This is a genomic window from Asticcacaulis sp. AC466 (genome assembly GCF_000495815.1).
GTDB lineage: Bacteria > Pseudomonadota > Alphaproteobacteria > Caulobacterales > Caulobacteraceae > Asticcacaulis.
In genome coordinates, this window is record NZ_AWGE01000021.1 from 84,263 (window position 1) to 108,996 (window position 24,734).

A 24,734-nucleotide genomic window follows, 5' to 3' on the forward strand; every position below is an offset into this window, starting at 1 on the left:
ACAAAAGCCGCCCATATGTCGTTTGCCGATACCATCGGCCGTCTGAGCAAGGATGATCCAGCGCCGCTGTATCTCCAGCTACAACGTGTCCTGCGAGAAGCGATCCAGAACCGCCATCTGCACCAGAACGACGCCATACCGCCCGAACGCGATCTCGCCGAGGATTTCGACGTATCCCGCATCACGGTACGCAAGGCGATTGACGGTCTGGTATCCGAGGGGCTGGTGATGCGCCGGCGCGGCGCAGGCACCTTCGTCGCCTCGCGCGTCGAAAAGAGTTTTTCCAAACTCAGTTCCTTTTCCGAAGACATGATATCGCGCGGGCGTAAGCCCCATTCGGAATGGGTCTCGAAATCCGCCGGGGCCGTTACCCCGGAAGAATCCCTATCGCTCGGCCTGTCACCCGGCGCACTGGTCTATCGTTTCCATCGGATCCGTTTCGCCGACAACACGACAATGGCCCTCGAATATTCGACTATCCCCGGATACTGCCTGACCTCACCGGAGGCGGTCACCACATCGCTCTATGAAGCGCTGGAAAAGACCGGCCATCGCCCGGTGCGCGCCTTGCAACGTCTGCGCGCCATCTCCTTCCTGCCTGAACAGGCCGAACGCCTGGGCGTGAAGGCCGGCGATCCTGGCCTGTTCATCGAACGGCGCGGCTTTCTTCAGGATGGCCGTGCCGCAGAATTCACCCAGTCCTATTATCGCGGAGATGCCTATGATGTCGTCGCCGAATTGAATGATATCAGCTGATCCCCACCTCCCCTCCCCTAAGGAAGTCTTATGTCCTCGCTTGCCACCAAACCGTTGATTGATGCCGAGACAACGCTCATGTTCTCGGAAGCCGCCGAAGGCGGCGCCGCGGTTGAACGCTTTCTCACCACCAATGCCGCGGCCCTTGCGCGACTGTCGGCGCATCTTCAGGCCAACCCGCCGCGCTCTGTCACCACCGTGGCGCGCGGCTCCTCCGACCACGCCGCCACCTTCGGCAAATATCTGATCGAGACCCTGACCGGCGTGCCGACCTCAACCGCCGCAATGTCGGTGTCGTCCATCTATGCCGCGCCCGTCGTCGCAGCGGACTCGCTGTGCATTGCCATTTCGCAGTCGGGCCGCTCGCCTGACCTTCTGGCCACGGTCGAGGCGCACCGCAAGGCGGGGGCCTACATCGTCGCCCTGGTCAATGACGAGACCTCTCCGTTGGCGGCCATGGCCGATGTCCTGCTGCCCCTGTATGCCGGTCCGGAAAAATCCGTCGCCGCCACCAAATCCTACATCGCCTCACTGGCCGGACTGGCGGCCATTGCCGCGGGCTGGGCCGGAGACGAAGCCCTTCTCGATGCGCTCAAGACCCTGCCTGCGCAGTTGAAGGCTGCCTTTGCGCTCGACTGGACGTCTGCGGTGAAGACCCTGTCGGACGCCAATAACCTGTTCGTTATCGGTCGCGGCTACGGCTTCGCCGTCGCCCAGGAAGCGGCCCTGAAGCTCAAGGAAACCTGCGCGCTGCACGCCGAGGCCTTCTCGTCGGCCGAGGTCAAGCACGGCCCGATGGCCATCGTCAATGACGGCTTCCCCGTCCTGGCGTTCGCGACATCCGATGCTGCGGGTGACGGCGTGCGCGAGGTTGCACAGGAATTTGCCGGGCGCGGCGCCTCGGTCATGCTGGCCAATGTCGAAGCCGTCGCGGGCACCATCGCCCTGCCCGCCCTGGCCAGCCATGCCGCGCTGGAACCCATTCTGATGATCCAGAGCTTCTACCGTCTCGCCAATGGCCTGTCCGTGGCGCGCGGCCTTGATCCCGACAGTCCGCCCCACCTGAACAAGGTCACGAAAACCGTATGACGTCCTCTGTTACCTTCCTGAACGCCCAGATCGTCACGCCGGGCGGCATCGTTCGCGGCAATCTGAGTTGCGAGGGCGAAACCATTACCCACATCGGTGATGGCAATGGCAGTGGCCAGCATATAGATGTCGACGGCGGCTATCTGTTGCCTGGCTTTATCGACACCCAGGTCAATGGCGGCGGCGGCGTTCTGTTCAACGACGACACCAGCATCGACGGTATCGCCGCTATCGGTGCTGCCCATCGCGCCTATGGCACCACCGGTTTCCTGCCGACCTTAATCAGTGACGAACTGTCGGTCATCGACGCCGCCATGCGCGCCACCGAGGCCGCTGTCCGAGCCGGCGTGCCCGGCGTACTGGGCATCCATATCGAAGGGCCCTTCATTTCCAAGCAGCGCAAGGGCATCCACAATCCGGACATGTTCCGTACGCTGGACGCCGACAGCAAGGCCCTGCTCAAAAGCCTGAAGGCCGGCAAGACGCTGGTCACCCTGGCGCCTGAAAATTGCACACCGGAAGACATAGCCGAATTGGTAGAGGCCGGCGTCATCATCGCCGCCGGCCATACCAATGCCACCTATGAGACCACGGTCAATGCCTTGAAGGCGGGCATGACAGGCTTCACCCACCTGTTCAATGCCATGTCCCCCCTCACCCATCGCGCACCCGGCGTGGTCGGCGCGGCCCTGGAAGATCAAACCAGCTATTGCGGCCTGATCGCCGATGGCCACCATGTCGACTGGGCCGCCATGCGGATCGCTCTGCGGGCGCGTCCGATCGACCGTTTCATGCTGGTCACCGACGCCATGCCGACTGTTGGATCGGCAACCAAGACCTTCGTGCTGAACGGCCAGACGATCGTCGTGCGCGACGGCGTTTGCGTTGGTCCCGACGGCACGCTGGCCGGGTCGGATCTCGACATGACCACCGCAGTGCGCAATACGGTCCGCCATATCGGCCGCACCCTGCCGGAGGCCGCCATCATGGCCGCCACCGCTCCGGCGCATTTCCTCGGGCTCGGTGCCTCACGCGGGACGTTGGCGATTGGCCAGCGCGCGGACATCGTCTGGCTCGACGCGGACCTGCAGATCAAAGGCACCTTCATAGGCGCCAGCCAAAGCGAAACGGTTGCGGCCTGACACACCTTTGTCGAGCAACTGCCTTATATAAAAAAAGCTCCGGACCTATGCCCGGAGCTTTTTTTTCATCTGACGTTTTTTGGGCGATGATATCGGGTTTTAGGCGATGATATCGGGCCTGATCTTGTCTTCGATCTTGGCGATCTGGTCGCGAAGGTAAAGCTTCTTGCGCTTCAGGCGGGCCAGCAAAATCTGATCGGGCAGACGTGTGTGCTGCAAGGCGCTGATCGCCTCGTCCAGATCCTTGTGCTCCTGCTTGAGCAGCGCGCATTCATTGCGCAGGATGACAACCTTGCCGTCGATCGGCAGCTCACGGACACGCGGTTCCAGGTCATCCGGCTGGGCCACCACTTCGTCGGGCACCAGTTCCAAATGCGGTTCGCCTTCGATACGCTGGCCGATACGGCGTTCGGTTTCGCCCTTCGCCACTTCGCCATCCTTGACCAGATGCAGATTATCGTTTCCGCGTAGTGTCCGGATGTTGCTGTCGTCGTGCATGGAGATGCCCGATCCTCTCTGGCTAAAGGTTTGACGCTAAAGGACAAAAGGCGGGCACAAAGGCCCACCGTGTTAAGGCATCATACCTCATTTTTTGCCCCTAAGAAAGGGCCTGACTGAGCAGGCGCAGTTTTTGATAGGGCATTTTTTGCGACCATGCGGCGGCGATCGCCAGCAAATTATCCGATATTAGGTCGCTAATCGTATGATTGGTATCGGTTTTTGCGTCGCCAGCCGTCAGGGAAAGCGGTTCGAGCAGGTGCATCAGGGCGCGTTCGGCCTCCAGCTCCGCTGACTTGATTTTCTCGCGCAGAGGCAATCGAACCGCCTCATCCGCTTCTGAAACGACCGATTTCAGGCGGCGGCGCATGAGTCGCAGCGGAACGATCACCGAATCCGACCATTGCCTCGTGATGAGCACGGCGTCCGCGGCAACCGGAGCGGCGACAATACCTTCGTGCCCTAGCCAGGCCGCCCACAGCAGAAGAGGAACATTCTGGCCGTCCGCGTCCTGGAGATCGAGACACAGGGCGGCCACCGGGACACGACCATAAACGCCCACCGCCCATGACCACAGCCCAGTCACAGGCCGACATCCTCGCCCCAGCGTTTCATCGGGACATCGACATCAAAGAGCGCCAGTGTCCGCGCCACGGTTTGTTCGACCATCTCCTCCAGCGTCTCAGGCCGGGTATAGAAGGCCGGCATGGGCGGCGCGATGATGGCGCCCATTTCCGTCAGCGCCGCCATGGTGCGCAAATGCCCCAGATGCAGCGGGCTTTCACGCACCATGAGAACCACGCGCCGACGTTCCTTCAGGCAGACGTCGGCGGCGCGGCTGATCAGGGAGGACGTGACCCCGGTGGCGATCTCACTCATCGACTTCACCGAACAGGGCGCAATCAGCATCCCCAGGGTGCGAAAGGACCCTGACGCAATCGCGGCACCGATATCGGCCGGCTTATAGACGACGTCAGCCAAGGCGTGCACATCGGCAAGCGTTATATCCAGTTCCGCGCCCAACGACAGGGCCGCCGCTTTCGACACGACCAGGTGGGTTTCAATGCCGGCGCTGCGCAGTGCCCGCAGGGCGGCAATACCATATATTGCTCCGGACGCCCCGCTTATGGCGACAATAAGGCGTTGATTGGCTTTATTTTTATCAATTGTCATGCGGTAAAACTGCTTAATGCGCGTGAAACTATAATTCTCTCACTTCCGTGATCAGATGTAACGGATTGTGATTCTACATTCGCCTCGCACGGGTGTTCCCTGTCTGGGTACGGACAATGGGGTCCGCACAGAGAGATACTGAAGGACATTGCCTTATGACCATTGAAGCGAGAGTTCGTGAACTCGACCAACGTCATCAATCCCTCAAATCCATCATCGCCCGGGAGGAGCGTAGCCCCTCCGTCGACTCTCTATACCTAAAGGAACTGAAGCGAAAGAAACTTAAGCTCAAGGAAGAAATTGAGCGCATCAAGACGGTCCAGCGACAGGAACTGGAAACCATCCAGTGAGGATGGCGGTCTAAAATACCCCCGCCGCCTTAGGGGGACTTAAATCAGAAGAATTTCTGACTGCGCCAGGTTCGAGCGGCGCACACAGAAAAGCCTCCGGGAATAGGCGGTCCCGGAGGCTTTTTTATTGTCCGCCTGCCCCTTTATGGTCTGACGGACATTTCGAACGGCAAGGCCGGCAGGCCGTTTTCGCCATCATACAGGTTGCATGTCGGGGCATCTGCCCAGCAGAAACGCACCTTTGTGGCCATGGCCGCGTCATGCAGGACGATCTCGCGGCCCTTGATGTCCGCCTCGGCAAACTGACATCCGTCCGCGCCGCAAAGTTCAAAGCCTATGGGGTGGCGCGAACTATAGGCCACGAAGCTGCCTTCCAGACCCGTGAAGCGCAGGACCAGGGCATCACCATCACGGGTGATGGCTGCGATCTGCGGTCCCGATTCCGACAGGCCAGTCATGCCGTAGGCCTTGACCGCCATGGCGCGGGCCAGACGTTTGCCCAGTTCGTTCTTGTTCGCCGGGTGAATATCGCTCCATTCGCCGATATCGATCGCCGTCGCCAGGGTGGCATGAGGATCGGCAAGCACCGCCAGACGCTGCGCCTCACGAAGACGCGCCCAGTTGGACTCCACGGGCTGAGAGGGACGCAGGCCATAATTGGCCAGTTGCACCACCGCTATTGGCAAGGCCGGGCCGAACTGGCCCCGCCATTGGCCCATAAGCGCCGTCAACAGTGCTTGGTAGTCCGGATCACCGACATTGGTTTCGCCCTGATACCAAATGGCGCCGGCAAAGCTAAAGGGCCCCATCGGTGCGATCATGGCATTGTGCAAGATGCTGAGCCCACCCGTGGCATCCCATGGGGCGCGAGGCGGATATTTTTGCGCCGCACTGACCAGATGGTAACGCCAATCCGTCAAAGGCACGGTTTCACCGGCGATTTTCAGGGTGGGCGGCGTATCGCCATACAGACCGCCCATACTCCATAGATCGATGACATTGACGGCAATGACATTATCGCCGGCTTTTAACGTGCCCGCCGGCAAGACATAGCCATGAGGATGATCGTTTCCGGCGCTGTAGCCCTGTGGTTTACCATTGACCCAGGTGTAGTCGATGTCATCGACGTGCCCGAGGTTCAGTTCCGCCGCCTGTTTCGCTTGCGCCGCCGTGAGGGACACGTGGGTGGCGAACCAGACGTCGCCATCATAGGCAGCCAGATCCGGGACATTCCACCGTTCCCAGTTCAAGGTGAGGTCGGGAACCTTGGGCCACTTGGCGAAATCCGTCGCCAGCCAGGGCGTTGTCTTGTCGCCGGTGGACGCCCACCAGGTTTCGAAGCGCTTGCCCATTGCCGCCCCGGCGGCATGCGGGTCGTTCGCGGCGATCTTGAGAAGGGCTAAGTCTTCGCTGTACTTGGGAAATCGGGCCAAAGAGGCGTCGTCCAACCACGCGGTAATATTCGATCCGCCGAGCGATGAATGCACCATGCCAATGGGCACATGCACGCGTTCCTGCAACGCGGCGACGAAGTAATAGCAGGTAGCAGAAAAATCGGCGGTCGTTGCTGGGCCAGCCTTCTTCCAACTCACGGGGGCCTGGAAATAATCACCGGGCGCCAGGCCGGTCCGAGCGGCGATATTGACGTTACGGATCGTGTCGTTGGCGGAATTGGCAATGACATTGTCGTAATTCAGGCTGCGGGTCACCGGCACCTGCATGTTCGATTGGCCGGAACACAGGAAGACATCCCCGGTAATGGCGTCGCTCACATCCTGGCGACCTGACGGACTGGTGACGCTGAGCGTTCCGGTCTGGCCGGCGGCGACGTCGGGCAGGGTCAGGCGAAACCGGCCATGGGCATCGGCCTGGGCCGTTGCAACCGCTGTGTTGAAGGTCGCCGTAATCGCTTCGCCTGGCCCGGCTGTTCCGGTAATGAGGGCCTGATGCCGCGGCAGGACCATGTGATCCTGGAACAGGTCGTCCAGCTTCACCGGCATCGCCGAAGCAGCAGCGGCGGTGAACACAAGACTGAGGATAGGCAGGTAATGGATATGACGCATGAAATCTTCCCTGTTTTTTGGCAAGATTAGCACCTTCCCACCGTTTCGGCACCCTGCCTGCGCAAGACCGCGCCTCGCCGTTTCAGAGAACGAACAGGCAAGCCGGACAACAGGCAGGCGTCAGCCCATTTTCACCGTACGGATCGAAAAGGACGAGGCCAGTTTGGAGACGCCGGGCATGATCGACAGAACGTCGCGGTGCACGTCTTCATAGGACAGGCTTTCGCGCAGAACGATTTTCAGCAGATAATCCGCTTCGCCCGACATCAGGTGGCATTCTTCGATGGCGGCGCAGGCCAGCGCGGCCTTTTCGAACTTTTCAAACGTTTCGCGGCGCTGGTCGGTCAGGGTAACATGAACGAACACCGTACCCTGCTTGCCCTGGACATTTTCGGCGATGACGGCGCGATAGCCGGTGATCACGCCCTTCTGTTCCAGAATCTTGACCCGGCGGTGCGCCGCCGATGGGGACAAACCCACCGCCTCGCCTAGATCGGCGGAGGTGGCGCGGGCATCATTGCGAAGCACCTTGATCAGTTCGCGGTCAAAAGAATCAAGGTCGGAAAATTTATCGAGATTGGCCATGGTTTTGAGAATATCTCCAACACCTTGCCAAATCAACTTACAAAATTTCCAAACTTTACGCGCGTAATGGGATCATAATCAAGGAACAAACGAAACTAATAACATCAAAAACAGCGGAGCCCGGCCATGAAGATCAGCGTACCCAAGGAAATCAAGAATCACGAATACCGTGTCGGCCTCGTGCCCCATTCGGTGGCGGAACTGACTCACCTCGGACATGAGGTTTTCGTCGAAGCCCAGGCAGGTGCGGCCATCGGTTTTTCCGATGCGGACTATGCCGCCGCCGGCGCGACTATTCTGGCGACAGCCGAAGAAACCTTCGACATCGCCGATCTGATCGTCAAGGTGAAGGAGCCGCAACTGGCGGAGTGCGCGCGCCTGAAACCGACCCAGACCCTGTTCACCTATCTGCATCTCGCCGCCGACAAGCCGCAAGCGGAAGCCCTTATGGCGTCTGGCGCCACCTGTATCGCCTATGAAACGGTCACTGAACCGCAAGGCGGTCTGCCATTGCTTCGTCCGATGTCGGAAGTCGCCGGCCGCATTTCGGTCCATGTCGGTGCGACCTACCTGCACAAGGCCTTCGGAGGCCGCGGCGTTCTCCTGGGGGGCGTCCCCGGCGTTGCCCCCGCCAAGGTCGTCATCATCGGCGGCGGCGTATCGGGCGTCAATGCGGCCCAGATGGCAATTGGGCTGTCGGCCGATGTCACCTTGTTCGACATAAACCCGCATAAGCTGATCGAAATCGACCATCTGTTCCACGGCCGGGTAAAGACGGCCTATTCGTCGAAGGCTGCCCTGGCTGACGCTATCAAGGAAGCCGACCTGGTTATCGGTGCCGTTCTGATCCCCGGCGCAGCGGCGCCCAAGCTGGTGTCGAAGGCGCAACTGAAGACCATGAAGCCCGGCGCCGTGCTTGTCGACATTGCCATCGATCAGGGCGGATGCTTCGAAACATCGCACGCCACGACGCATCAGGACCCGATCTATATTGTTGACGGTATCGTTCACTACTGCGTGGCCAATATGCCGGGCGCGGTGGCGCGGACCTCCACCCTGGCGCTCAACAATGCCACCCTGCCCTTCGTGGTCAAGATGGCGCAGATGGGCGTATCCGCAGCCCTTGCCGCCGATCCGCACCTCAAGGCCGGGCTGAACATCGCCAATGGCCAGATTACCTACAAGGCGGTGGCCGACGCGCTCGACCTGCCGTTCGCGGCTTGATTCACGGATCAGGCCGCCATCATAGCCGCCGGCGTTTCCCCCGCTTCGGCGGCTATGTCACTTGTTGACTTCCGTCCACAGGCTCTGGGCGCGGGTGGTCGCTTCTGCAACCTGCGCCGGTGTGAGCGTCTTTTCCAACGCGTCCATGTCCGCCGGACGCTCGCCATCCTTGTTATAGCTATAGAGGGCAAACCAGACGAACGCCGTAACGGCGTCCTTTTTGACGCCTATGCCGTCGCGATAATCATGGGCCACGGCCAGCTGCGCGGTCGGCATGTTCATGCGCGCCGCCTTCTCGATCATCTCGAAACCCTTGACCTCATCCTTTTCGCCGCCACGGCCCGTCTGGTACATGTCCCCCAGCGACGCCAGGGCGAAGCCATTGTCCTGAGCCGCCGCCAACCGGTACCAGATCTGCGCCTGGGTGTAGCTTTGCGGTACGCCGGTCCCCAGTTCGTAGGCCAGGCCAAGATAGGCCTGAGACTCGGCATATCCCTGATCGGCCGCCTTGCGGAACCAGGGCAAGGCCTTGTCCGGGTCCGGCGCAACCCCTTGAGCCGACCGTCCGAAGAAGTAGATGTGCGCATACTGATGCTGCGATTCCGCCAGGCCTTGCTCGGCGGCTTTCAGGTGCCAGGCCAGCGCCTGCTGAATGTCCTGATCGACGCCATCGCCATGCTCGAACTGGGTGGCGACGAAATATTGCCCGACAGCATATCCGGCCTCAGCCGATTTCAGGAACCAGGTGTGCGCCTTTGCGCTGTCGTGGTCGCGAATGGTCGCGACGAACCCACGACAAAACATGGTGTTCGGGTTGCTGTCATCCGGCTTGGTGGCCGTGTCATTGACCTTGCCCCGGCAGATGTCGATGGCCTGATCGACCGTATCGGCTGCGTGTGCGGCGCCGGTCATCGCGAGGCCGGCCGCGAAAATGCTCAAAACTATGCGCTTCATGTACGCTCCACGGGATCGATGCTTTCTTTCTAGCATCTTTTTTTCCGCTGGCCATGATCCTGTTTCGACAAACCGGCTAATCTGGATAGGGCCACTTTCACCTTGCCGTATTTTTTTTGCTGCCTTAAGCCTGTCCAGCCGGGTTTTGCATCAAACTGTCGTATTCCGGGCTCATAGCGAAGCCTATCAAGCATTCAGGCAAAGCGTTCAGGAGTCTGCCATGTCCCGTTCCTCTCATCATATTGCCCGACTGATGTGCGCGGCCGCCTTAGGGTACATGGCCTCTGTACCGGCCCAGGCGCAGGAGGCGAAACCGCCCCGCAACATTGTCATTTTCGTTGCCGACGGCCTGCGCTACGGCATCGTCAATCCCGAAACAGCGCCGACGCTGGCTACCCTGAAGACGCAAGGGGTCGATTTTCAAAACTCCCATTCGGTCTATCCCACGGTCACCACCGTTAATGCGTCGGTCATCGCCACCGGGCATGGGGTCGGCGATACCGGCGAATGGTCCAATGCCCTGGTCCTACCTCCGCTCAAGGCCGAACCTGGCAAGGTCCATTTCATGGAAAGCGACCTGATCCTGAAAGAAACCAATTCGCTATACGACGGCAACTATTTCAACGAGATGTCCCTGCTGCAATTGGCGCGCGCCCATGGATACCAGACAGCCGCCGTCGGCAAGGAAGGCCCCGTCCTCATTCAGGATATCGCCGCCAGCGACGGGCAAAGCACGATCTTCATCGATGACAGCACCGGTACACACTACGAAAGGGGCCGTGCCGTGCCGCTGGATGCCAGCATCGTCGATGCCATGAAGGCGGCCGGCGTCGAAACCATGGCGCCGGATCGCGGCCTGAACCAGTCAGCGGGTGCCTACAACATGCCGGGTGTCCAGGTCGCCAACATCTATCAGCAGAAATGGTTCGTCAATGTCACGACCAAGGTGCTGTTGCCGCGCTTTACTGCGGCCGGAAAACCCTTCGCTCTCGTCTACTGGTCTCGCGATCCGGATGGCACCCAACACAATACGGGTGACAGCCTGAACGTCCTGTCGCCCGGCATCAACGGCCCGACCTCACTGGCGGCCGTGCGCAATGCCTCTGACAATCTCCAGGCCTTGATCGATACGCTTAAGGCCCTCGGCGTCTACGACAACACCGACATCTTCGTGACCGCCGACCACGGATTTTCGACCATCAGCAAGCAGTCGAAAACCTCATATGCGGCGCACCAATCCTATCCCGACGACACGGTGAAGGGCTTCCTGCCCGAAGGGTTCCTGGCTATCGATCTGGCGCATGCGCTCAACCTGCCCCTGTTCGACAACTACAATACGCCTATCACTGTCGCCAAGGGCGAACATCCGCACAATTCCGCCGCCATCGGCGCCGATCCGGCCAACCCGGACATCCTGGCGCTCGGTTCGGGCGGTTCGGAGCTGCTTTATCTTGACCCGGCAAAGGCCAAGGATCTGGCGCCGAAGATCATCGCTGCCCTGACGCAGCAGGATTATGTCACGGCCCTGTTTGTCGATGATGCACTGGGCGAGATTCCGGGGACCCTGCCGATGAGCGCCGTCGGCCTCAAGGGCGAAGCCCGCACACCGCGACCGGCCATATATGTCAGCTTTGCCGATTATGCCCTGCCGTCGTGCGTCAAGCGCTGGGGCAACCCGGAAGTCTGCTCGGTCATGGTCACCGACAGCAATTTGCAGCAGGGACAAGGCAACCACGGCGGCTTCACCCGCGCCAATACCCGCAATTTCATGGCCGCCATCGGCCCCGATTTCAAGGCCGGCTTCGCCAACACCACACCGGTGTCCAATGCCGACATCACGCCTACCTTGGCGCATATTCTAGGCTTTGACCTGCCGTCAAAAGGCAAACTGACCGGGCGCGTGATAGGTGAAGCGTTGCGCACCGCCCCTGTGTCAAGCGCGCCGGAAGCCGTCGCGCACGTTACACGCTCAAAACCCGCAGCCAATGGCTTTGTTACGGTACTGGAAAGCCAGAGCGTCGGCGATGAAGTTTATCTGGATGCGGCTGGGAACCCGGGCCGCGTGGTGGGCCTGAAAACGCAGAAGTAGGTATCGTCCGTCCAGCATCTCCTCAATTCCGCCGTTAGTTTTTTCTTGGCGAATTCCAAAACCTGCAACATAGTCTGTGCTCTGATAAAGACACGAACTATAAGCAGGAAGCGGAACATGGCCCGGACTATCCGGATACGTCGGATCGACGTCGATGAACTGGAAATCGTTCGCGAACTGGCGCTGGTCATCTGGCCGAAATGTTACCGTAACATCATCGGCCCCGACCGCGTCGACGCCATGCTGGCGGTCCTGTATGCAACCGATAACCTGGAACGCGAAATGGTTCAGGACGGCCACACCTTCTGGATCGTGCGCGTCGACCGAACCGATGTCGGTTACGCCTCGGCTTACCGCGAAGGCGGACGTTTGTGGCTTAAGAAGCTCTATGTCCGCGACGAATTTCGTGGCCTGGGCCTCGGCAAGGCCCTGATGGAAACAGCGCTTGAGCATTTCGCCGTCGAGGACGCGATAACTGCGCCCGCGATAGAACTGGCGCTCTATGTCAACAAGGATAATGCGCCGGCGATCAGTTACTACCTGCGCTCCGGTTTCAAAGTCGAAGCCGAGGTCCCGGTGCAAATGGGTCCCTACATCTTCACAGACTATGTCATGCAGCGCGGACTACAATAGTTAACAAAGCCTTAACAACCAACACCTCCAGTGCCTATATTTGGACTGCCTTATATTTACCTGTTATCAACTATACTCGCGGCGCGAGAAAAATAGCACTGTAACAAGCCTGTTATCGTATATTTATCAACTTACCCGCGCAGATATTCTGTGTTAAGGTGTGAATGTCGCAATTCGACCGGACGGTTACATATCCGCCCTAATTCCGCAAAAATTCCGGAGCCTATTAAACCGATCTGAGGACGCATCGCACACAGAAACCATGGAGTACCGCCATGACACTCACGCCCCAAACCCGTCCCATCGCCGCCTCTGAGCTGGATATTGTGCACGAGTTGGCTATGCAGATCTGGCCCAAGGTCTACCGCAGCAGCATAGCTCCCGATCAGCTCGAAATACTGGCGAGTCAGATGTTCAACCGCGATCGGCTTGAAGACGACATCATGGACCGCGGCCATGTCTATTTCGTCATGCGTGTCGGTCGTGTCGATGTCGGTTTCTGCTGCGCCCACCTTGAAGGCACGCGCATATGGGTGACAAAGTTGGCCGTCCTGCCTGATTTCCGTGGTTTTGGCTTGGGCAAGGCGCTGGTTTTGGCGGCCCAGGACTATTTCGCGCCTGCCGACGACCTTGTCATTTGTGTGCACAAGACACACGAAAGCGCTGTCAATTTCTGTCTGCGCAGCGGCTTCAAGATCGCCCGGGAAATTCCGTCGGATTTCGGCGGTCTGACCGATTATGTCATGCAGAAAAGCCTGCACCAGCCTCAAATGGCGGCTGCCTGATCAGCGCATAAGCTGAGCGATATCGGGACCGCCGAGCCAGGTCTGCCAGATCCACACCAGCGCGGCGTGCAGGAAAACGGATGGCCATAGCGAGCCCGTGCGATAGCGCATGATCGCACAGCCCAGACCGAGCAGGCCGGCGCAGACCAGAAAAACCGGTTGCAGGAATAGCCTGGCATTGGGCAGCAGGAGTGTTGCCTCGACGACATGCCAGAGCATGAACGTGACCACCGCCGCTCCGATCCATATGACCGGCTGCTGTATGTCCTTGTCATCAGGCACCAGAGCGCCTCGGAAAACCAGCTCTTCGCTGAACGCTGGGATGCACAGCACACTGATCAACCGAAGCCCCCAGCCGTCCACATGCGGTTGCCAGTGAATGAGGGCGCCCGCCACTCCCAACCCGGCGACGGACAGGGCCGTCACCAGCGAAACGGCCAGACATTTCAGCCATCCGCGCCGGTCCGGCCAGGTCGTGAGCGAACGTAAGATACGATGGATCATGCCTCACTCTGGCGCGCTTTTCGGTTCGGCGCCAGAGCGAATGCGGCCAGCCACAGCATCAGCACGGTTCCGATACTATCCAGAGCGACCTTACCGTACAGATCAAGGGCAGAGGCGCCGATGAACGATGCGAACAGGAAGATAAAATTGCTCAGTACGGCACCGTATATCATGGCGATGCTGTGCCACAGGCTCCAGTGGGGCGACGCCATCCAGCGCGGCACGAAGACGGACAAGGCCAGGATCAGGGCGATACCGCCGGTCAACGGTAAGGCCACCGGAACCTCAGGTCCGACGCCGAACGCCAGGATTTCCAGGGCAAAAACGCCCCCTATGGTCAGGACGCTCATGATCGCCAAGGCAATGGGATGAGGTGGCGTCAACGGCTTGGCCGGCGTGGCGATCAGGCGGCGCGTCGGGCCAAGAGCCGTCAGGATCAGTCCGACAATGAGGGCGACGGATATGACGCCATAACTCAGCGGCAGGCTATAGGGCGCCAGATGCTGGATATTGACGCGGAAGGCCACATTCCAGCCGAACCAGGCGGCATAAGAGGCAGGGATGAACAGGACCATCAGGATACCGACACCCCAGGCATTGAGCCATGCCTGCGCCTTGCGTGACGGGAACAGCATTTCGCACAGAGCAATCGGCGCGCAAACGACGAAGATGACCTCATATATCACAGCCCAGACCAGATAGACCGTATTCACGCCGAACAGGCGGCCATAGTCGGCGTGGTTCATCTGAATGGCCAGCGGGGCGAAGGAGGTTTGCTGGATAAGCAATTCTTCGGCTAGCGACAGCGCCGTCGCCAGCAGAACCAGGTTCAGCCAACCGAGCCGATATTTTCGCACGAAGAAGCGTATCAAAACCGTGCCACTGCCCCAGATCAGTACCTCGATGGGAAAGACGAACAGCGAGCTTACACGCGTCGCGCCAGGCAGCACTTCTGCGATCAAGGGTGCCATGAGCATCAGGGTTATCGCGGGCAAGGCCTTATAAACCCACGATTTTTTATCGTCTATTTGTGACATGAGGACTTTCCTTCTGAAATATCTTATATATAATTATCTTATGCCTAAGATACATTCAAGCGCGTCGGCCTTGGGCCGTGAATTGGCAACCGCCGTCATCACGTTTCATGAAACCGTGGCGCGCACCTTGGGCATGAGCGCCGCCGAAAGCCGCTGCCTGGGGGTATTGCGGGGCATGACGGTGGCAACGCCCGGCCAGTTGGCGCACGCAACGGGGCTGACGACTGGCGCGATCACCGGTATTGTCGATCGTCTGGAAAAGGCAGGATACGCCGCACGAACACCCAATCCGGACGATCGCCGCAGCCTTCTGGTCCATATCCGCCAGACGGAACAGATCGATGCCCAGCTTGGGCCGATCTACGGATCGCTAAGTCTTGCCATGACGAAAATGGCAGAGGGATATACGCCGGCCGAGCTTGAGGTCATTGGACGCTATCTGGGCGACACCATATCGGTTCTGAAAGGTGAAACCGCCAAACTTAAGGCGCCATGGACCTAACAGACTTCACTAAAACCTAGGACGCGGCCGCCAGCTTGTTCTGATGCGGTGTGACGGCGAATGTCTTAGCCAGGCCTTGCGCCTTGCTGACATCAAACAGAGACATGTCCTTTTTGATCGCCTTCACCGCCGCTGCCGCATCCTCGTCCTTCTGCGCCGCCGCCAGCAGATACCATTTCAGCGCCGTGACCCGATCCTGGCGCACGCCCATGGCATATTCGTACATGGTGCCCAGCTTGTACTGGCCGTAGGCATCGCCTTCTGCAGCCGCGCGGCTCAACAGGGGCAGCGCCTGGGCAAAGTCGATATCCACCCCAACGCCATTGAGATAGACAAGGCCAAGTGTCGCCAACCCGTCGGCACTCTTTTCCGATTGGCGCTTAAGTATGTCCAGACCGGCGGGGATGTCCTGCTTTGTGCCGCGCCCGGACAGATACAGGATGGCCACCTGCGTCAAGGCGCTTTCGGCGCCGGCATCGGCGGCCCGCCTGTACCATTTGAAGCCTTCGGCCTCGTTTTTTTCCACGCCTTCGCCGTTGAGATACAGATAGGCGATATTTTCCTGCGCGTCAGTCAGGCCCTGATCGGCGGCCTTGCGGTACCAGTCCACCCCCTTCGCGTCGTCCTTTTCCACGCCCTGGCCATGACGGTACATATAGCCCAGTTGGTTCTGCGCCCAACTATTGCCCTGCTGCGCCGACTTTTGCTCCCACTCGAAGCCGGCCTTGTCATCCTTGGTAACACCATCACCATTGAGGTAGGACTGACCGACATAGTGTTGCGACCACGAATCACCCCGTTCGGCGCCCTTCATGAATAATGGGAAAGCCTTGGCGTAATTCACCTCAACGCCATCGCCCTCATAATAGATCAGGCCGAGATAATAGTTGGCGTCGTCTTGACCGGCGGCGGCGGCCTTTTCAAACCAGGTCTTTGCCTTGGTGTAGTCGCGTGCGACCGGCGCGCCGTAGAAATAGATGTAACCCAGATTGTACATGGCCGTGGCGTTGCCGTGCGCAGCGGCTTTTTCGTACCAATCAACCGCCTTGGCGCCATCGGCCGCGACACCCTGGCCCGTCTGGTACATGTAGCCCAAGCTGTTTTCAGCCGTGGCATTGCCTTGCTTCGCCGCATTGAGCAGATAGGTCTGAGCCTGCTTGCCGTCGGCCTTAACGCCGTCACCGTCCATCAGCATATTGCCGACCCGTACCTGAGCGGCGACATCACCGCCGTCGGCGGCCTTGCGATACAGGGTATAGGCCTTTGCCAGGTCGGACGTGACGCCCTTGCCCCCTTCTTCATATATCAGGGCCAGATTGTACTGCGCGTCACCGTTACCCTGATCGGCAGCCAGGCTATACCACTTCATCGCCTCTGGCAGATCGGCCGCAACGCCCGAGCCGTTATGATAGATCAGGCCAACACGGTTCTGGGCGATAGCGTCGCCCTGCTCCGCACCGCGTTTCAACCATACCAAGGCCTGCGCCGCATCCTGCTTGACGCCCAGACCGCCGGCATACATCAGGCCGAGATTACGCTGCGCCTCGGCAAAGCCTTGTAAGGCGGCGCGGTGATACCACAGAAAGGCTTCGGCCTGGTCTTCCTTGACGCCGTAGCCACTGAAATAGGCGTCGCCCAATGCGTTGCGCGCTTCCGCAAAGCCACGGTCTGCGGCCTTGCGCACCCAGTCGATGCCCTTTGCCTGATCGACGGCAACGTCGCGCCCGTCCATGGCGGCCTTGCCCAACCAGTACATGGCATAGGGCTCACCCATAGCAGCGGCCGTTTCGTATTCGGCCCGCGCCCGCTTCATGTCCTTCTGGCCTGTCAGGCCGTATTCGTAAACGATCGCCATGTCCGTGTGCGCGGGGGCGAACCCGGCATCGGCCGCCTGCTGATACAAGGTCGTGGCATGCGCAGCATCGGCCGTGACGCCGGAGCCGTCCATATAGAGCCGCGCCAGGCCGCTCAAGGCATAGGGGCTACCGTTTAAGCTATGGGCCTTTTTGTACATGGCCATAGCCTTGGCGTAATCGCGCGGCACCGCCTTGCCGTCACGATAGGCGTCGCCGAGATTCAGGTAACCATCGCTATAGCCCAGATCGGCGGCCTGCTGATTCAGGGCGATAAATTTCGCGTAGTCAACTGGTACACCCAGACCGGCATAGTAGAGGCCGGCCAGGTCCGTCATTGCCTCCGGATCGCCGGCTGCCACGCCTTTTTCGAATATGGCCCGGGCCCGGTCCAGATCGATTTCGACGCCAATCCCGTCGCGATAGGCCAGCCCAAGGGCATCGGCCGCGACGTTATCACCGCCATCGGCCAGGGCCTGAAGCTCTTTTAACGGGCGGGCGCGGTAGGCCTGCATTTCGGCATAGGTCGGCGCCTTATGCATGGATGGTGTGGCATATGCGGAAGCAGCGATCAGGGCGATCGCACACGTCATGCTTAAAACTTGAACCCTCATACGCCCCTCGTTACCGACCCTGAGTGAGCATAACCGACACCGCGACGCTTGTCCTTACGCTTTTACGCCTATTTGTCCCCAGACAGACCCCTTTTGTCCCTCTTTAAAATGGTCTATGAACACTTACATGTGTAGAGCGTAGGGGGCGCGTTCGGCTGCCTCCCCGCATGGCATGGGCATCAAAGGGAGCTCCCCAACATGAAATTCACCCGCGTTATCGGTTTTATCGCCGTCCTCGGCGCCGCGCTGAGCCTGGCCGCCTGCGGGGTCAACAACATTCCGACTAAGCAGGAACAGGCCAAGAATGCCTGGGCCCAGGTTCAGAACGCCTATCAGAGCCGCACCGATCTTACCGGGCAACTGGTCAGCGTCGTCAAGGGCGCCGCGTCGCACGAAAACAGCACCCTGACCGCTGTCGTCGAAGCCCGTGCCAAGGCGACCTCGGTCAATGTCGACGCCTCGACGATCAATGATCCGGCCAAGTTCAAGCAGTTCCAACAGGCTCAGGACGGCATGTCCTCGGCCCTGGGTCGTCTGATGGTCATTCAGGAAGCCTATCCCAACTTGAAGGCCAATGAAAACTTCCTGACCCTGCAAAGCCAGATCGAAGGGCTGAACAACCGCATCGTCATTGCGCGCCGCGATTACAACAATGCGGCCACCGACTATAACCTCAGCCTGCGCACCTTCCCGAGCGTGATCTGGGCGAAGACCATGTATGGCGACAGCAAGCCGATGGAACTGTTCACCGCCGCTCCGGGCAGCGACAAGGCGCCGGACATCAGCTTCGACACGCCCAAGCCTGCCGCCGCCGCCCCTGCGCCGGCATCGAACTAAGCCAGACACCGGCAAAGGCCATCCAGAATGAACCGTTTTTTCAAACCCTTCTGGGTGGCTCTGGCTGTGCTTATGGCCAGCCTGTGGGTCAGTTCGGCCTTCGCCGATCCGACCTTTCCTGACCTGAACAATCGCCGCGTCGTCGACGATGCCAATCTGTTGTCGGAAGCGACCAAGGCAGATCTGACGGCCAAGCTGAAAGGCCTGGAGGACGCCACCACCGATCAGGTCGTCATCGTCACCGTGCCCGACCTGCAAGGCTATGAGATCTCTGACTACGGTTACCAGCTGGGGCGTCACTGGGCCATCGGCCAATCGGGTAAGGTTCAGGCCAGCAATGGCCAGACCTATAAGGACAACGGCATTCTGCTGATTGTCGCGCCGAATGAACGCAAGGTCCGGATTGAGGTGGGCTACGGCCTGGAGCCGGTCATGACCGATGCCCTGTCGTCAATCATCATCCAACGCGCCATCCTGCCGCAATTCAAGGCGGGGAATTACGAAGCCGGTATCGTCGCCGGCACGGACCAGATCATCGCCCAGCTGTCGCAGGATCGCGGCGTCGCCATCCAGAAGGCGCAGGCGGCTCAGAGCGAGGTCAAGAAAGAGGGCAAGGGCTTTCCCCTGCCCGTCATTATCTTCATCATTATCCTGATCGTCATGTTCTCGCGCGGCTGGCTGCCCTGGTTCCTGCTCGGCAGCCTCCTGGGAGGTGGCGGTCGAGGCGGCGGTGACTGGGGCGGTGGCGGCGGTTGGTCCGGCGGAGGCGGCGGAGGCGGTTTCAGTGGCGGCGGCGGCAGTTTCGGCGGCGGCGGTTCGTCAGGAGGATGGTAGGCATGGGCACTCTGAAAATCGATCATTCACGCATCAATGCGGCCATCGCGCGTGCCGAAGAAACCACCTCCGGCGAAATCACCTGCGTGGTCAAGGCAAAGTCGCTCGACTATGCCGAAACGCCCCTGGCCTGGGGTTTCGGTATCGCGCTGGTGACCCCATTCATTCTGGCCCTGTTCGGCATCGATATCGAAGACACGATTTCCGCGCACCTGCCCTCCGCCCTCGCCGGCTGGGAAGCCTCACATGCGGTCCTGTCGGACTATAATCATGTCCAGGCCCTGGCCATATATAGCCTGATCCAGGTCGCCATCTTCCTGATTGTCTATGCGATCATCCGGTTTTCGCCGCTAAAGCTGCTGCTCACGCCCAAGGCGACCAAGCACCGGCGCGCTCACGAAAAGGCCAAGGAGCAATTCTATGCGCGCGGCCTTCACCTCACCACCGGCCAGACCGGTGTAATGATCTTCTGCGCGCTTGAGGAACATTTCGTCGAGGTCATCGCCGACCAGGGTATATACAGCAAGGTCGATCCGTCCGTCTGGAACGAAACCATCGACGTGCTGCTGAAACATATCCATTCGGGCGATCTGACCACGGCCTTCGAAGCCGCCGTGGAAAAATGCGGCGCCGCCCTGTCCGCTCATTTTCCGCCGGATGAAAACAATCCCAACGAACTGCCGGACGTACTGATCGAGATTTAGGCTGCGATGCTATCGACCGGACAGGTTCTTTTGGCTTCATTTTACGCGTTTTAACACTGGTGTTACCGGCCAAAGGCGGTTAAAGACGCCGCCCCTCCCCGGAAAGCAGTCTTATGTCTCTCTATTGCGGTATCGATTTCGGTACGTCCAACTCCGCCGTATGCGTCGGCGATGGCGCGCATTTGCGTCTGGTCCCCATCGAAGGCGAAGCCGTGACCCTGCCGTCGGCAGTCTTCTTCAACTTCGAAACCGAAACCGTGACCATTGGCCGCGAAGCCATCGCGCAATATCTCGACGGCTATGACGGCCGGTTGATGCGTGCGTTGAAATCAATCCTCGGGTCGTCACTGATCAAGGAAACGACGCAGATCGGATCGGGGCGCAAGGACTTCCGCGCCATTATCGGCCTGTACATCGCCGAACTGAAGCGCCGGGCCGAAGCCTTTGCCGGCAGCCCGATCACCGAGGTCGTGCTGGGCCGCCCGGTGCACTTCGTCGATGGCGACCCGGATGCCGATGCCCGCGCCGAAGCCGAGTTACGCGGCATTGCGCAGGCGCAAGGGTTCGAGACCATATCGTTTGAGTTCGAACCCCTGGCCGCGGCGCGCGACTATGCCGAAGGCCTGAAAAGGGAAGATATCGTTCTGGTCGTCGATATCGGCGGCGGCACTTCGGACTTTTCCGTTCTGCGCCTCGGGCCGGGCACACGCGAAATCCTTGCCAATGCCGGCGTGCATATCGGCGGCACCGATTTCGATACCCGCCTGAGCCTCGATACCGCCATGCGCGACCTGGGTTTCCGCGGCAGGTACAAGACCGGCCTGGAATTTCCGACACAGCCCTATTTCCAGTTGGCGACCTGGCACCTGATCAATTTTCTCTATACCCAAAAATCCATGACCTCCCTGCGCCAGATTCATTATCTGTCGGGTGAGCGCGAAAAGACGGGCCGCCTTCTGGAAGTCATCGAAAAGCAGGCCGGTCACGACATCGCCAACCGCATCGAAAAGGCCAAGATCGCCTTGTCCGATGCTGCAACCACTATTGCCGACTTCACCGCCATCGATCCTGACTGGCGGCTTGAGATTAGCCGCGACACCTTGACGGCCAGCGTTGAAAAGGACGTGTCAAAGGTGGTCGCCGTGGCGCTGGAAACGGTGACGACACGCGCCGGTCTTGAGGCAGACGCGGTGCAGACCCTATTCATGACCGGCGGTTCGACCGCCCTGCCCGGCTTCGAAGCCGCCATGCAGGCCGCGTTTCCGAAGGCGCGCATGACCTATGGCGACCGCTTCTCTTCGGTGGCCAGCGGCCTGGGGCTGGCGGCGCGCGAACGATATAGCTCGACATAGAGCATAGCAGCGGCCAAGACGATTGACGGTTGCTCGGCGCTGCCGCACATAAACGATATGGATTTACGCACGAACGACTATCGCATCGGGTTTGGCGCCCAGTCGGCCTTTTTCGTCGCCTGGCTCAGAAAGAACGGATTCGGCAAGACTGCCCGCCGGCGTTTCCTGATCTATACCGGGATCGTCACCCTACTGCTGGCGCTGGGCATCGGGGCCAATATACCCGGCCTTCAGTCTGTCAACGTCGTCTCCGCTTTTCTGTACATTATCCTGTTTATCGTAAGCCTCATTATCGGCGCCCTGTTTGCCGCCATCATGGTCTTCCTCGTCGGGCCCATTGTTGTCTGGGCGTGGCAGGTCGTCAACTATCTGATCGGCCCCTGGCCGAAGCGTGCGCAGCGTCTGCGCTTGACGGACACCCGCGTCATCAAACAGGTCGGCGAAACCGAAAGCGGCCTGACCTGGAAAGAGGTGTTCGACCTGGTTGAAACCCGCAAGACGCTGCTGATCTTTACTCGGCCGAACAGCGCCCTGATTGTGCCCAAACAGGCCTTCGACACGCCCGAGGCCAGCCAGGCCTTCGTGGCCTACGCCAAGGCGCGCTGGATGGACGCCAAAAGCGTCTTCTGACGAAAAACTTGAAAATCCGCCTTGCATCGCCACATGTGTTAATGTATCAGCACGATAACACACTACCACGGTAGAACAGATGGCAATCGACGGCAAAATCAGCAAGCAGGATTCCGACGTCCTGGCACAGGCCCTGCTTGGGCTGGAAACGATCGAGGAGGTCAAGGCCTTTCTCGACGACCTGTGCACGCCGTCGGAACTGCGCGCCTTTGCCGAACGGTTCAAGGTCGCGCGGTTGCTCGACGATGGCCAATTGTCCTACCGCGACATTTCCGAACGCACCGGCGCTTCGACCACCACCGTCACCCGCGTCGCGCGTTTCCTGCGGGAAATGCCGCATCAAGGCTACCGGCTGGTGCTGGACAGATTGAAAGACAAGACATGACCGACCCCCGCCTCCGTATCGCCGTTCAAAAATCCGGCCGCCTGGCCGACCGCTCGCTCGAACTGATCGGCGGCGCGGGCCTGCGCGTCATGAAGGGCGCCAACGAATTGCTGTACCGGATCGAGAACCAGCCGATCGACCTGTTGCGTGTGCGCGACGACGACATCCCGACCTTCGTCGCCGACGGCGTGGCCGAGTTGGGCATTGTCGGCTACAATGTTCTGGCTGAACATTTCCCGGATCGCGATCTGGAAGAGATGATCGTGATGCGCTTAGGCTTCGGCTCATGCACACTGAAGATCGCCGTGCCCAACGAAGCGACCTATGACGGCCCGTCCTGGCTGAACGGCAAGCGGATCGCCACCTCCTACCCCAACATCCTCGGCAAATGGCTGAAAGACAATGGCGTACAGGCGGAAATCGTTGAAATGCGCGGCGCAGTCGAAGTGGCCCCTCGCATGAAGATCGCCCAGGCCATCTGCGACCTGGTGTCGACAGGTGCCACGCTCGAAGCCAACGGCATGAAGGCGACCGATCTGGTGCTGAAATCCGAAGCCGTGCTGATCAAGGCGCCCCACGCCCCGCCGGCCGAACTGGCCCACACCTATGACATGCTGCTGCGCCGTTTCGACGGAGTAACGGCATCGACCGGCGCCAAATATGTCATGCTGAATGCGCCGCGCGTACACCTCGACGACATCATCCAGATGATCCCCGGCGCCGATGCGCCGACCATCATGCAACTGGCTGGACGCGAAGATGTGGTGGCGGTCCATGCGGTCTGTCAGGAAAACGTCTTCTGGGACACGCTGGACAAGCTTAAGGCGGCGGGCGCTTCGGCGATCCTAGTCCTGCCTATCGAAAAAATGATGAAATAAAGGACGCCCTGACGGGCAACTGTGCGTACATGAAAACCTTTGTCTGGAAAGAGTTGAGCGCGGCGGACCGCAAGCGCGCCCTGGCCCGGCCGGAAAACCGGCGCGACGCCCGCGTGATCGATACCGTCAAGGCGATCTTCGATGATGTGGCAGCGCGCGGCTTTGACGCCGTCTCCGACTGGGCCGTCAAGCTCGATGGTCACGCGCCGGTCGAAATCACGCTCGACACCAAAACCGTAGACGCGGCACGGGCGCAATTGAGCGCCGAAGACCTGGCCGCTATGGAACTGGCAGTTGAAAATGTCCGCGCCTTTCAACAGGCCGAACTGCCCCAGGCCGGACCGCAGATCGCGCCCAAGCCCGGCCTCAGCCTCCAACGGGTTTACCGTCCGATCACCACGGCGGGCCTGTATGTGCCCGGCGGCACGGCCCCCCTGTTTTCGACCCTTATCATGACCGCTGTGCCGGCCTTGGTTGCCGGTGTGCCCAACCGCATCTGCGTCACCCCCCCGGCCAAGGACGGGTCACTTCACCCGATGATGCTCGCTGCCGGTGGCGCCTCAGGGCTCGGCTCGATCTGGCGCGTCGGCGGGGCACACGCCATTGCCGCCCTGACTTTCGGAGTGCTGGGCGATTATCCGGCAGCCGACAAGCTATACGGTCCCGGCAACGCCTATGTCGCCGAGGCCAAGCGCTACGCCACCGAACTGTCGGGCGGTCCCGCCATCGACATGCCCGCCGGACCGTCCGAACTGCTGGTCATCGCCGACGACACCGCCAATGCCAAGCTGGTCGCCGCCGACCTGCTCAGCCAGGCCGAGCATGACAAGGACGCTCAGGTGATCCTGCTTGCTCTGTCCGCCGCCATTGCCCAGAAAATTGCCACCGAGGTGGCCGCCCAGGTCGAACGCCTGCCGCGTGCCACCATCGCCAAGGCATCCCTGGAAGAGGCGCGCCTGTTCATTGTCCCGTCGCTGGAAGATGCCGCCGAGGTGTCGAACCTCTACGGTCCGGAACACCTGGCCATCCAGGTCGCCGACGTCGATGCCGTCATCCCCTTGTTGACCGCCGCCGGCACCATATTCGCCGGGACCTACGCCGCCGAAACCTTCGGCGACTATGCGGCGGGCCCCAGCCACGTCCTGCCGACCGACGGCGCCGCCCGCGCCTGGGACGGCATCACCGTCCGTTCCTTCCTCACCAGCTTCGTCGTCCAGCGCGCCACCCGCGAAGGCGCCGCCGCCATCGCCCCGGCCGCCGCCC

At 60.2% G+C, this 24,734-nt stretch carries 26 protein-coding genes; 17 read left to right on the forward strand and 9 right to left on the reverse strand.

Translation table 11 applies throughout. The annotated features are described in order from the left end of the window. Positions 1-15: 15 nt before the first annotated feature. The 3 genes from AEAC466_RS40795 to nagA are packed head-to-tail and all read left to right on the forward strand — an operon-like array spanning position 16 to position 2,987. The gene (locus AEAC466_RS40795; RefSeq protein WP_031239429.1) at positions 16-756 is read left to right on the forward strand and encodes a GntR family transcriptional regulator; all 741 of its coding nucleotides are present in this window, start codon (positions 16-18) and stop codon (positions 754-756) included. Positions 757-786: 30 nt separating this feature from the next. Further along, on the forward strand, positions 787-1,845 hold the full coding sequence (locus AEAC466_RS40800; RefSeq protein ID WP_023459741.1) for an SIS domain-containing protein: 1,059 nt from the start codon (positions 787-789) through the stop codon (positions 1,843-1,845). Continuing rightward, the gene (gene nagA / locus AEAC466_RS40805; RefSeq protein WP_023459742.1) at positions 1,842-2,987 is read left to right on the forward strand and encodes an N-acetylglucosamine-6-phosphate deacetylase; all 1,146 of its coding nucleotides are present in this window, start codon (positions 1,842-1,844) and stop codon (positions 2,985-2,987) included. Before AEAC466_RS40800 ends, nagA begins: the two co-directional genes overlap by 4 nt. Positions 2,988-3,086: 99 nt before the next feature. Here the strand turns inward: nagA and AEAC466_RS44935 are convergent, their stop codons facing one another. The 3 genes from AEAC466_RS44935 to AEAC466_RS40810 all read right to left on the reverse strand — a co-directional run bounded on the left by AEAC466_RS44935 (position 3,087) and on the right by AEAC466_RS40810 (position 4,658). Beyond that, the gene (locus tag AEAC466_RS44935; RefSeq protein WP_023459743.1) at positions 3,087-3,485 is read right to left on the reverse strand and encodes a YdcH family protein; all 399 of its coding nucleotides are present in this window, start codon (positions 3,483-3,485) and stop codon (positions 3,087-3,089) included. 100 nt (positions 3,486-3,585) lie between these two features. Further along, the gene (locus tag AEAC466_RS0122805; protein ID WP_023459744.1) at positions 3,586-4,071 is read right to left on the reverse strand and encodes a TIGR02444 family protein; all 486 of its coding nucleotides are present in this window, start codon (positions 4,069-4,071) and stop codon (positions 3,586-3,588) included. Beyond that, complete coding sequence (locus tag AEAC466_RS40810; protein ID WP_023459745.1) at positions 4,068-4,658, reverse strand: UbiX family flavin prenyltransferase; 591 nt, start codon at positions 4,656-4,658, stop codon at positions 4,068-4,070. Before AEAC466_RS40810 ends, AEAC466_RS0122805 begins: the two co-directional genes overlap by 4 nt. A gap of 155 nt (positions 4,659-4,813) precedes the next feature. Between AEAC466_RS40810 and AEAC466_RS40815 the strand changes: the two genes are divergently transcribed. Next, a complete protein-coding gene (locus tag AEAC466_RS40815) occupies positions 4,814-5,008 on the forward strand; it encodes a DUF465 domain-containing protein (RefSeq protein WP_023459746.1) in 195 nt (64 codons plus the stop codon). 143 nt (positions 5,009-5,151) lie between these two features. Here the strand turns inward: AEAC466_RS40815 and AEAC466_RS40820 are convergent, their stop codons facing one another. Then, positions 5,152-7,071 (reverse strand): sialate O-acetylesterase, encoded by a 1,920-nt coding sequence (locus tag AEAC466_RS40820; RefSeq protein ID WP_023459747.1) that lies wholly within the window; start codon positions 7,069-7,071, stop codon positions 5,152-5,154. 120 nt (positions 7,072-7,191) lie between these two features. After that, a complete protein-coding gene (locus AEAC466_RS40825) occupies positions 7,192-7,656 on the reverse strand; it encodes an Lrp/AsnC family transcriptional regulator (RefSeq protein WP_023459748.1) in 465 nt (154 codons plus the stop codon). Between the two features lie 126 nt (positions 7,657-7,782). Here AEAC466_RS40825 and ald point away from each other — a divergent pair, with 126 nt between their 5' ends. Continuing rightward, positions 7,783-8,880, forward strand: a complete 1,098-nt coding sequence (ald, locus tag AEAC466_RS40830) for an alanine dehydrogenase (protein WP_023459749.1) — start codon at positions 7,783-7,785, stop codon at positions 8,878-8,880. 57 nt (positions 8,881-8,937) lie between these two features. Here ald and AEAC466_RS43965 read toward each other — a convergent pair whose 3' ends face one another. Further along, entirely contained in the window at positions 8,938-9,834 is an 897-nt protein-coding gene (locus tag AEAC466_RS43965) for a tetratricopeptide repeat protein (protein ID WP_023459750.1), read from the reverse strand. Between the two features lie 220 nt (positions 9,835-10,054). Here AEAC466_RS43965 and AEAC466_RS40835 point away from each other — a divergent pair, with 220 nt between their 5' ends. The 3 genes from AEAC466_RS40835 to AEAC466_RS40845 all read left to right on the forward strand — a co-directional run bounded on the left by AEAC466_RS40835 (position 10,055) and on the right by AEAC466_RS40845 (position 13,341). Beyond that, on the forward strand, positions 10,055-11,923 hold the full coding sequence (locus AEAC466_RS40835; RefSeq protein ID WP_023459751.1) for an alkaline phosphatase family protein: 1,869 nt from the start codon (positions 10,055-10,057) through the stop codon (positions 11,921-11,923). Between the two features lie 117 nt (positions 11,924-12,040). Beyond that, positions 12,041-12,556 (forward strand): GNAT family N-acetyltransferase, encoded by a 516-nt coding sequence (locus tag AEAC466_RS40840; protein ID WP_023459752.1) that lies wholly within the window; start codon positions 12,041-12,043, stop codon positions 12,554-12,556. Positions 12,557-12,831: 275 nt separating this feature from the next. Then, positions 12,832-13,341 carry a GNAT family N-acetyltransferase gene (locus AEAC466_RS40845; protein ID WP_023459753.1) on the forward strand — a complete coding sequence of 170 codons (510 nt, stop codon included), beginning with the start codon at positions 12,832-12,834 and terminating at the stop codon, positions 13,339-13,341. Here AEAC466_RS40845 and AEAC466_RS40850 read toward each other — a convergent pair whose 3' ends face one another. Together AEAC466_RS40850 and AEAC466_RS40855 are read right to left on the reverse strand one after the other, a co-directional pair. Next, on the reverse strand, positions 13,342-13,845 hold the full coding sequence (locus AEAC466_RS40850) for a CPBP family glutamic-type intramembrane protease (RefSeq protein ID WP_023459754.1): 504 nt from the start codon (positions 13,843-13,845) through the stop codon (positions 13,342-13,344). After that, positions 13,842-14,882 (reverse strand): hypothetical protein, encoded by a 1,041-nt coding sequence (locus tag AEAC466_RS40855; RefSeq protein WP_023459755.1) that lies wholly within the window; start codon positions 14,880-14,882, stop codon positions 13,842-13,844. Before AEAC466_RS40855 ends, AEAC466_RS40850 begins: the two co-directional genes overlap by 4 nt. 40 nt (positions 14,883-14,922) lie before the next feature. Between AEAC466_RS40855 and AEAC466_RS40860 the strand changes: the two genes are divergently transcribed. Next, positions 14,923-15,384, forward strand: coding sequence for a MarR family winged helix-turn-helix transcriptional regulator (locus AEAC466_RS40860; RefSeq protein ID WP_031239437.1), 462 nt, complete (start codon positions 14,923-14,925; stop codon positions 15,382-15,384). A 16-nt stretch (positions 15,385-15,400) separates the two neighbouring features. Here AEAC466_RS40860 and AEAC466_RS0122815 read toward each other — a convergent pair whose 3' ends face one another. Further along, positions 15,401-17,830, reverse strand: a complete 2,430-nt coding sequence (locus AEAC466_RS0122815) for an SEL1-like repeat protein (protein WP_023459757.1) — start codon at positions 17,828-17,830, stop codon at positions 15,401-15,403. 219 nt (positions 17,831-18,049) lie between these two features. On the opposite strand from AEAC466_RS0122815, the gene AEAC466_RS40865 reads away from it, so the two are divergent. The 8 genes from AEAC466_RS40865 to hisD all read left to right on the forward strand — a co-directional run. Next, positions 18,050-18,688, forward strand: coding sequence for a LemA family protein (locus AEAC466_RS40865; protein ID WP_023459758.1), 639 nt, complete (start codon positions 18,050-18,052; stop codon positions 18,686-18,688). Between the two features lie 27 nt (positions 18,689-18,715). Next, positions 18,716-19,522: a TPM domain-containing protein gene (locus AEAC466_RS40870; protein ID WP_023459759.1), complete on the forward strand. Its 807-nt coding sequence runs from the start codon at positions 18,716-18,718 to the stop codon at positions 19,520-19,522. Positions 19,523-19,524: 2 nt separating this feature from the next. Then, complete coding sequence (locus tag AEAC466_RS40875; protein WP_023459760.1) at positions 19,525-20,226, forward strand: TPM domain-containing protein; 702 nt, start codon at positions 19,525-19,527, stop codon at positions 20,224-20,226. A gap of 113 nt (positions 20,227-20,339) precedes the next feature. Then, a complete protein-coding gene (locus AEAC466_RS40880) occupies positions 20,340-21,578 on the forward strand; it encodes an Hsp70 family protein (RefSeq protein ID WP_023459761.1) in 1,239 nt (412 codons plus the stop codon). Between the two features lie 57 nt (positions 21,579-21,635). Then, positions 21,636-22,208, forward strand: a complete 573-nt coding sequence (locus AEAC466_RS40885; protein WP_023459762.1) for a YcxB family protein — start codon at positions 21,636-21,638, stop codon at positions 22,206-22,208. 79 nt (positions 22,209-22,287) lie between these two features. Next, positions 22,288-22,593: a YerC/YecD family TrpR-related protein gene (locus AEAC466_RS40890; protein WP_023459763.1), complete on the forward strand. Its 306-nt coding sequence runs from the start codon at positions 22,288-22,290 to the stop codon at positions 22,591-22,593. Then, positions 22,590-23,471, forward strand: a complete 882-nt coding sequence (gene hisG, locus AEAC466_RS40895; protein ID WP_023459764.1) for an ATP phosphoribosyltransferase — start codon at positions 22,590-22,592, stop codon at positions 23,469-23,471. Before AEAC466_RS40890 ends, hisG begins: the two co-directional genes overlap by 4 nt. Positions 23,472-23,500: 29 nt before the next feature. Next, positions 23,501-24,734: histidinol dehydrogenase (gene hisD, locus AEAC466_RS40900; protein WP_023459765.1), on the forward strand; the 1,234-nt coding region annotated here is incomplete at its 3' end.

Coding starts and splice junctions, on each gene's coding strand:
- AEAC466_RS40880 (WP_023459761.1), top strand. CDS start 20,340: ATGTCTCTCTATTGCGGTATCGATTTCGGTACGTCCAACTCCGCCGTA.
- AEAC466_RS40885 (WP_023459762.1), top strand. CDS start 21,636: ATGGATTTACGCACGAACGACTATCGCATCGGGTTTGGCGCCCAGTCG.
- AEAC466_RS40795 (WP_031239429.1), top strand. CDS start 16: ATGTCGTTTGCCGATACCATCGGCCGTCTGAGCAAGGATGATCCAGCG.
- AEAC466_RS0122815 (WP_023459757.1), bottom strand. CDS start 17,830: ATGACGTGTGCGATCGCCCTGATCGCTGCTTCCGCATATGCCACACCA.
- AEAC466_RS40810 (WP_023459745.1), bottom strand. CDS start 4,658: ATGACAATTGATAAAAATAAAGCCAATCAACGCCTTATTGTCGCCATA.
- AEAC466_RS44935 (WP_023459743.1), bottom strand. CDS start 3,485: ATGCACGACGACAGCAACATCCGGACACTACGCGGAAACGATAATCTG.
- AEAC466_RS40840 (WP_023459752.1), top strand. CDS start 12,041: ATGGCCCGGACTATCCGGATACGTCGGATCGACGTCGATGAACTGGAA.
- AEAC466_RS40890 (WP_023459763.1), top strand. CDS start 22,288: ATGGCAATCGACGGCAAAATCAGCAAGCAGGATTCCGACGTCCTGGCA.
- AEAC466_RS40870 (WP_023459759.1), top strand. CDS start 18,716: ATGAACCGTTTTTTCAAACCCTTCTGGGTGGCTCTGGCTGTGCTTATG.
- AEAC466_RS40835 (WP_023459751.1), top strand. CDS start 10,055: ATGTCCCGTTCCTCTCATCATATTGCCCGACTGATGTGCGCGGCCGCC.
- AEAC466_RS40855 (WP_023459755.1), bottom strand. CDS start 14,882: ATGTCACAAATAGACGATAAAAAATCGTGGGTTTATAAGGCCTTGCCC.
- ald (WP_023459749.1), top strand. CDS start 7,783: ATGAAGATCAGCGTACCCAAGGAAATCAAGAATCACGAATACCGTGTC.
- AEAC466_RS40825 (WP_023459748.1), bottom strand. CDS start 7,656: ATGGCCAATCTCGATAAATTTTCCGACCTTGATTCTTTTGACCGCGAA.
- AEAC466_RS40865 (WP_023459758.1), top strand. CDS start 18,050: ATGAAATTCACCCGCGTTATCGGTTTTATCGCCGTCCTCGGCGCCGCG.
- AEAC466_RS40820 (WP_023459747.1), bottom strand. CDS start 7,071: ATGCGTCATATCCATTACCTGCCTATCCTCAGTCTTGTGTTCACCGCC.
- AEAC466_RS40815 (WP_023459746.1), top strand. CDS start 4,814: ATGACCATTGAAGCGAGAGTTCGTGAACTCGACCAACGTCATCAATCC.
- AEAC466_RS40850 (WP_023459754.1), bottom strand. CDS start 13,845: ATGATCCATCGTATCTTACGTTCGCTCACGACCTGGCCGGACCGGCGC.
- nagA (WP_023459742.1), top strand. CDS start 1,842: ATGACGTCCTCTGTTACCTTCCTGAACGCCCAGATCGTCACGCCGGGC.
- AEAC466_RS40875 (WP_023459760.1), top strand. CDS start 19,525: ATGGGCACTCTGAAAATCGATCATTCACGCATCAATGCGGCCATCGCG.
- AEAC466_RS40800 (WP_023459741.1), top strand. CDS start 787: ATGTCCTCGCTTGCCACCAAACCGTTGATTGATGCCGAGACAACGCTC.
- hisG (WP_023459764.1), top strand. CDS start 22,590: ATGACCGACCCCCGCCTCCGTATCGCCGTTCAAAAATCCGGCCGCCTG.
- AEAC466_RS40845 (WP_023459753.1), top strand. CDS start 12,832: ATGACACTCACGCCCCAAACCCGTCCCATCGCCGCCTCTGAGCTGGAT.
- AEAC466_RS40860 (WP_031239437.1), top strand. CDS start 14,923: ATGCCTAAGATACATTCAAGCGCGTCGGCCTTGGGCCGTGAATTGGCA.
- AEAC466_RS43965 (WP_023459750.1), bottom strand. CDS start 9,834: ATGAAGCGCATAGTTTTGAGCATTTTCGCGGCCGGCCTCGCGATGACC.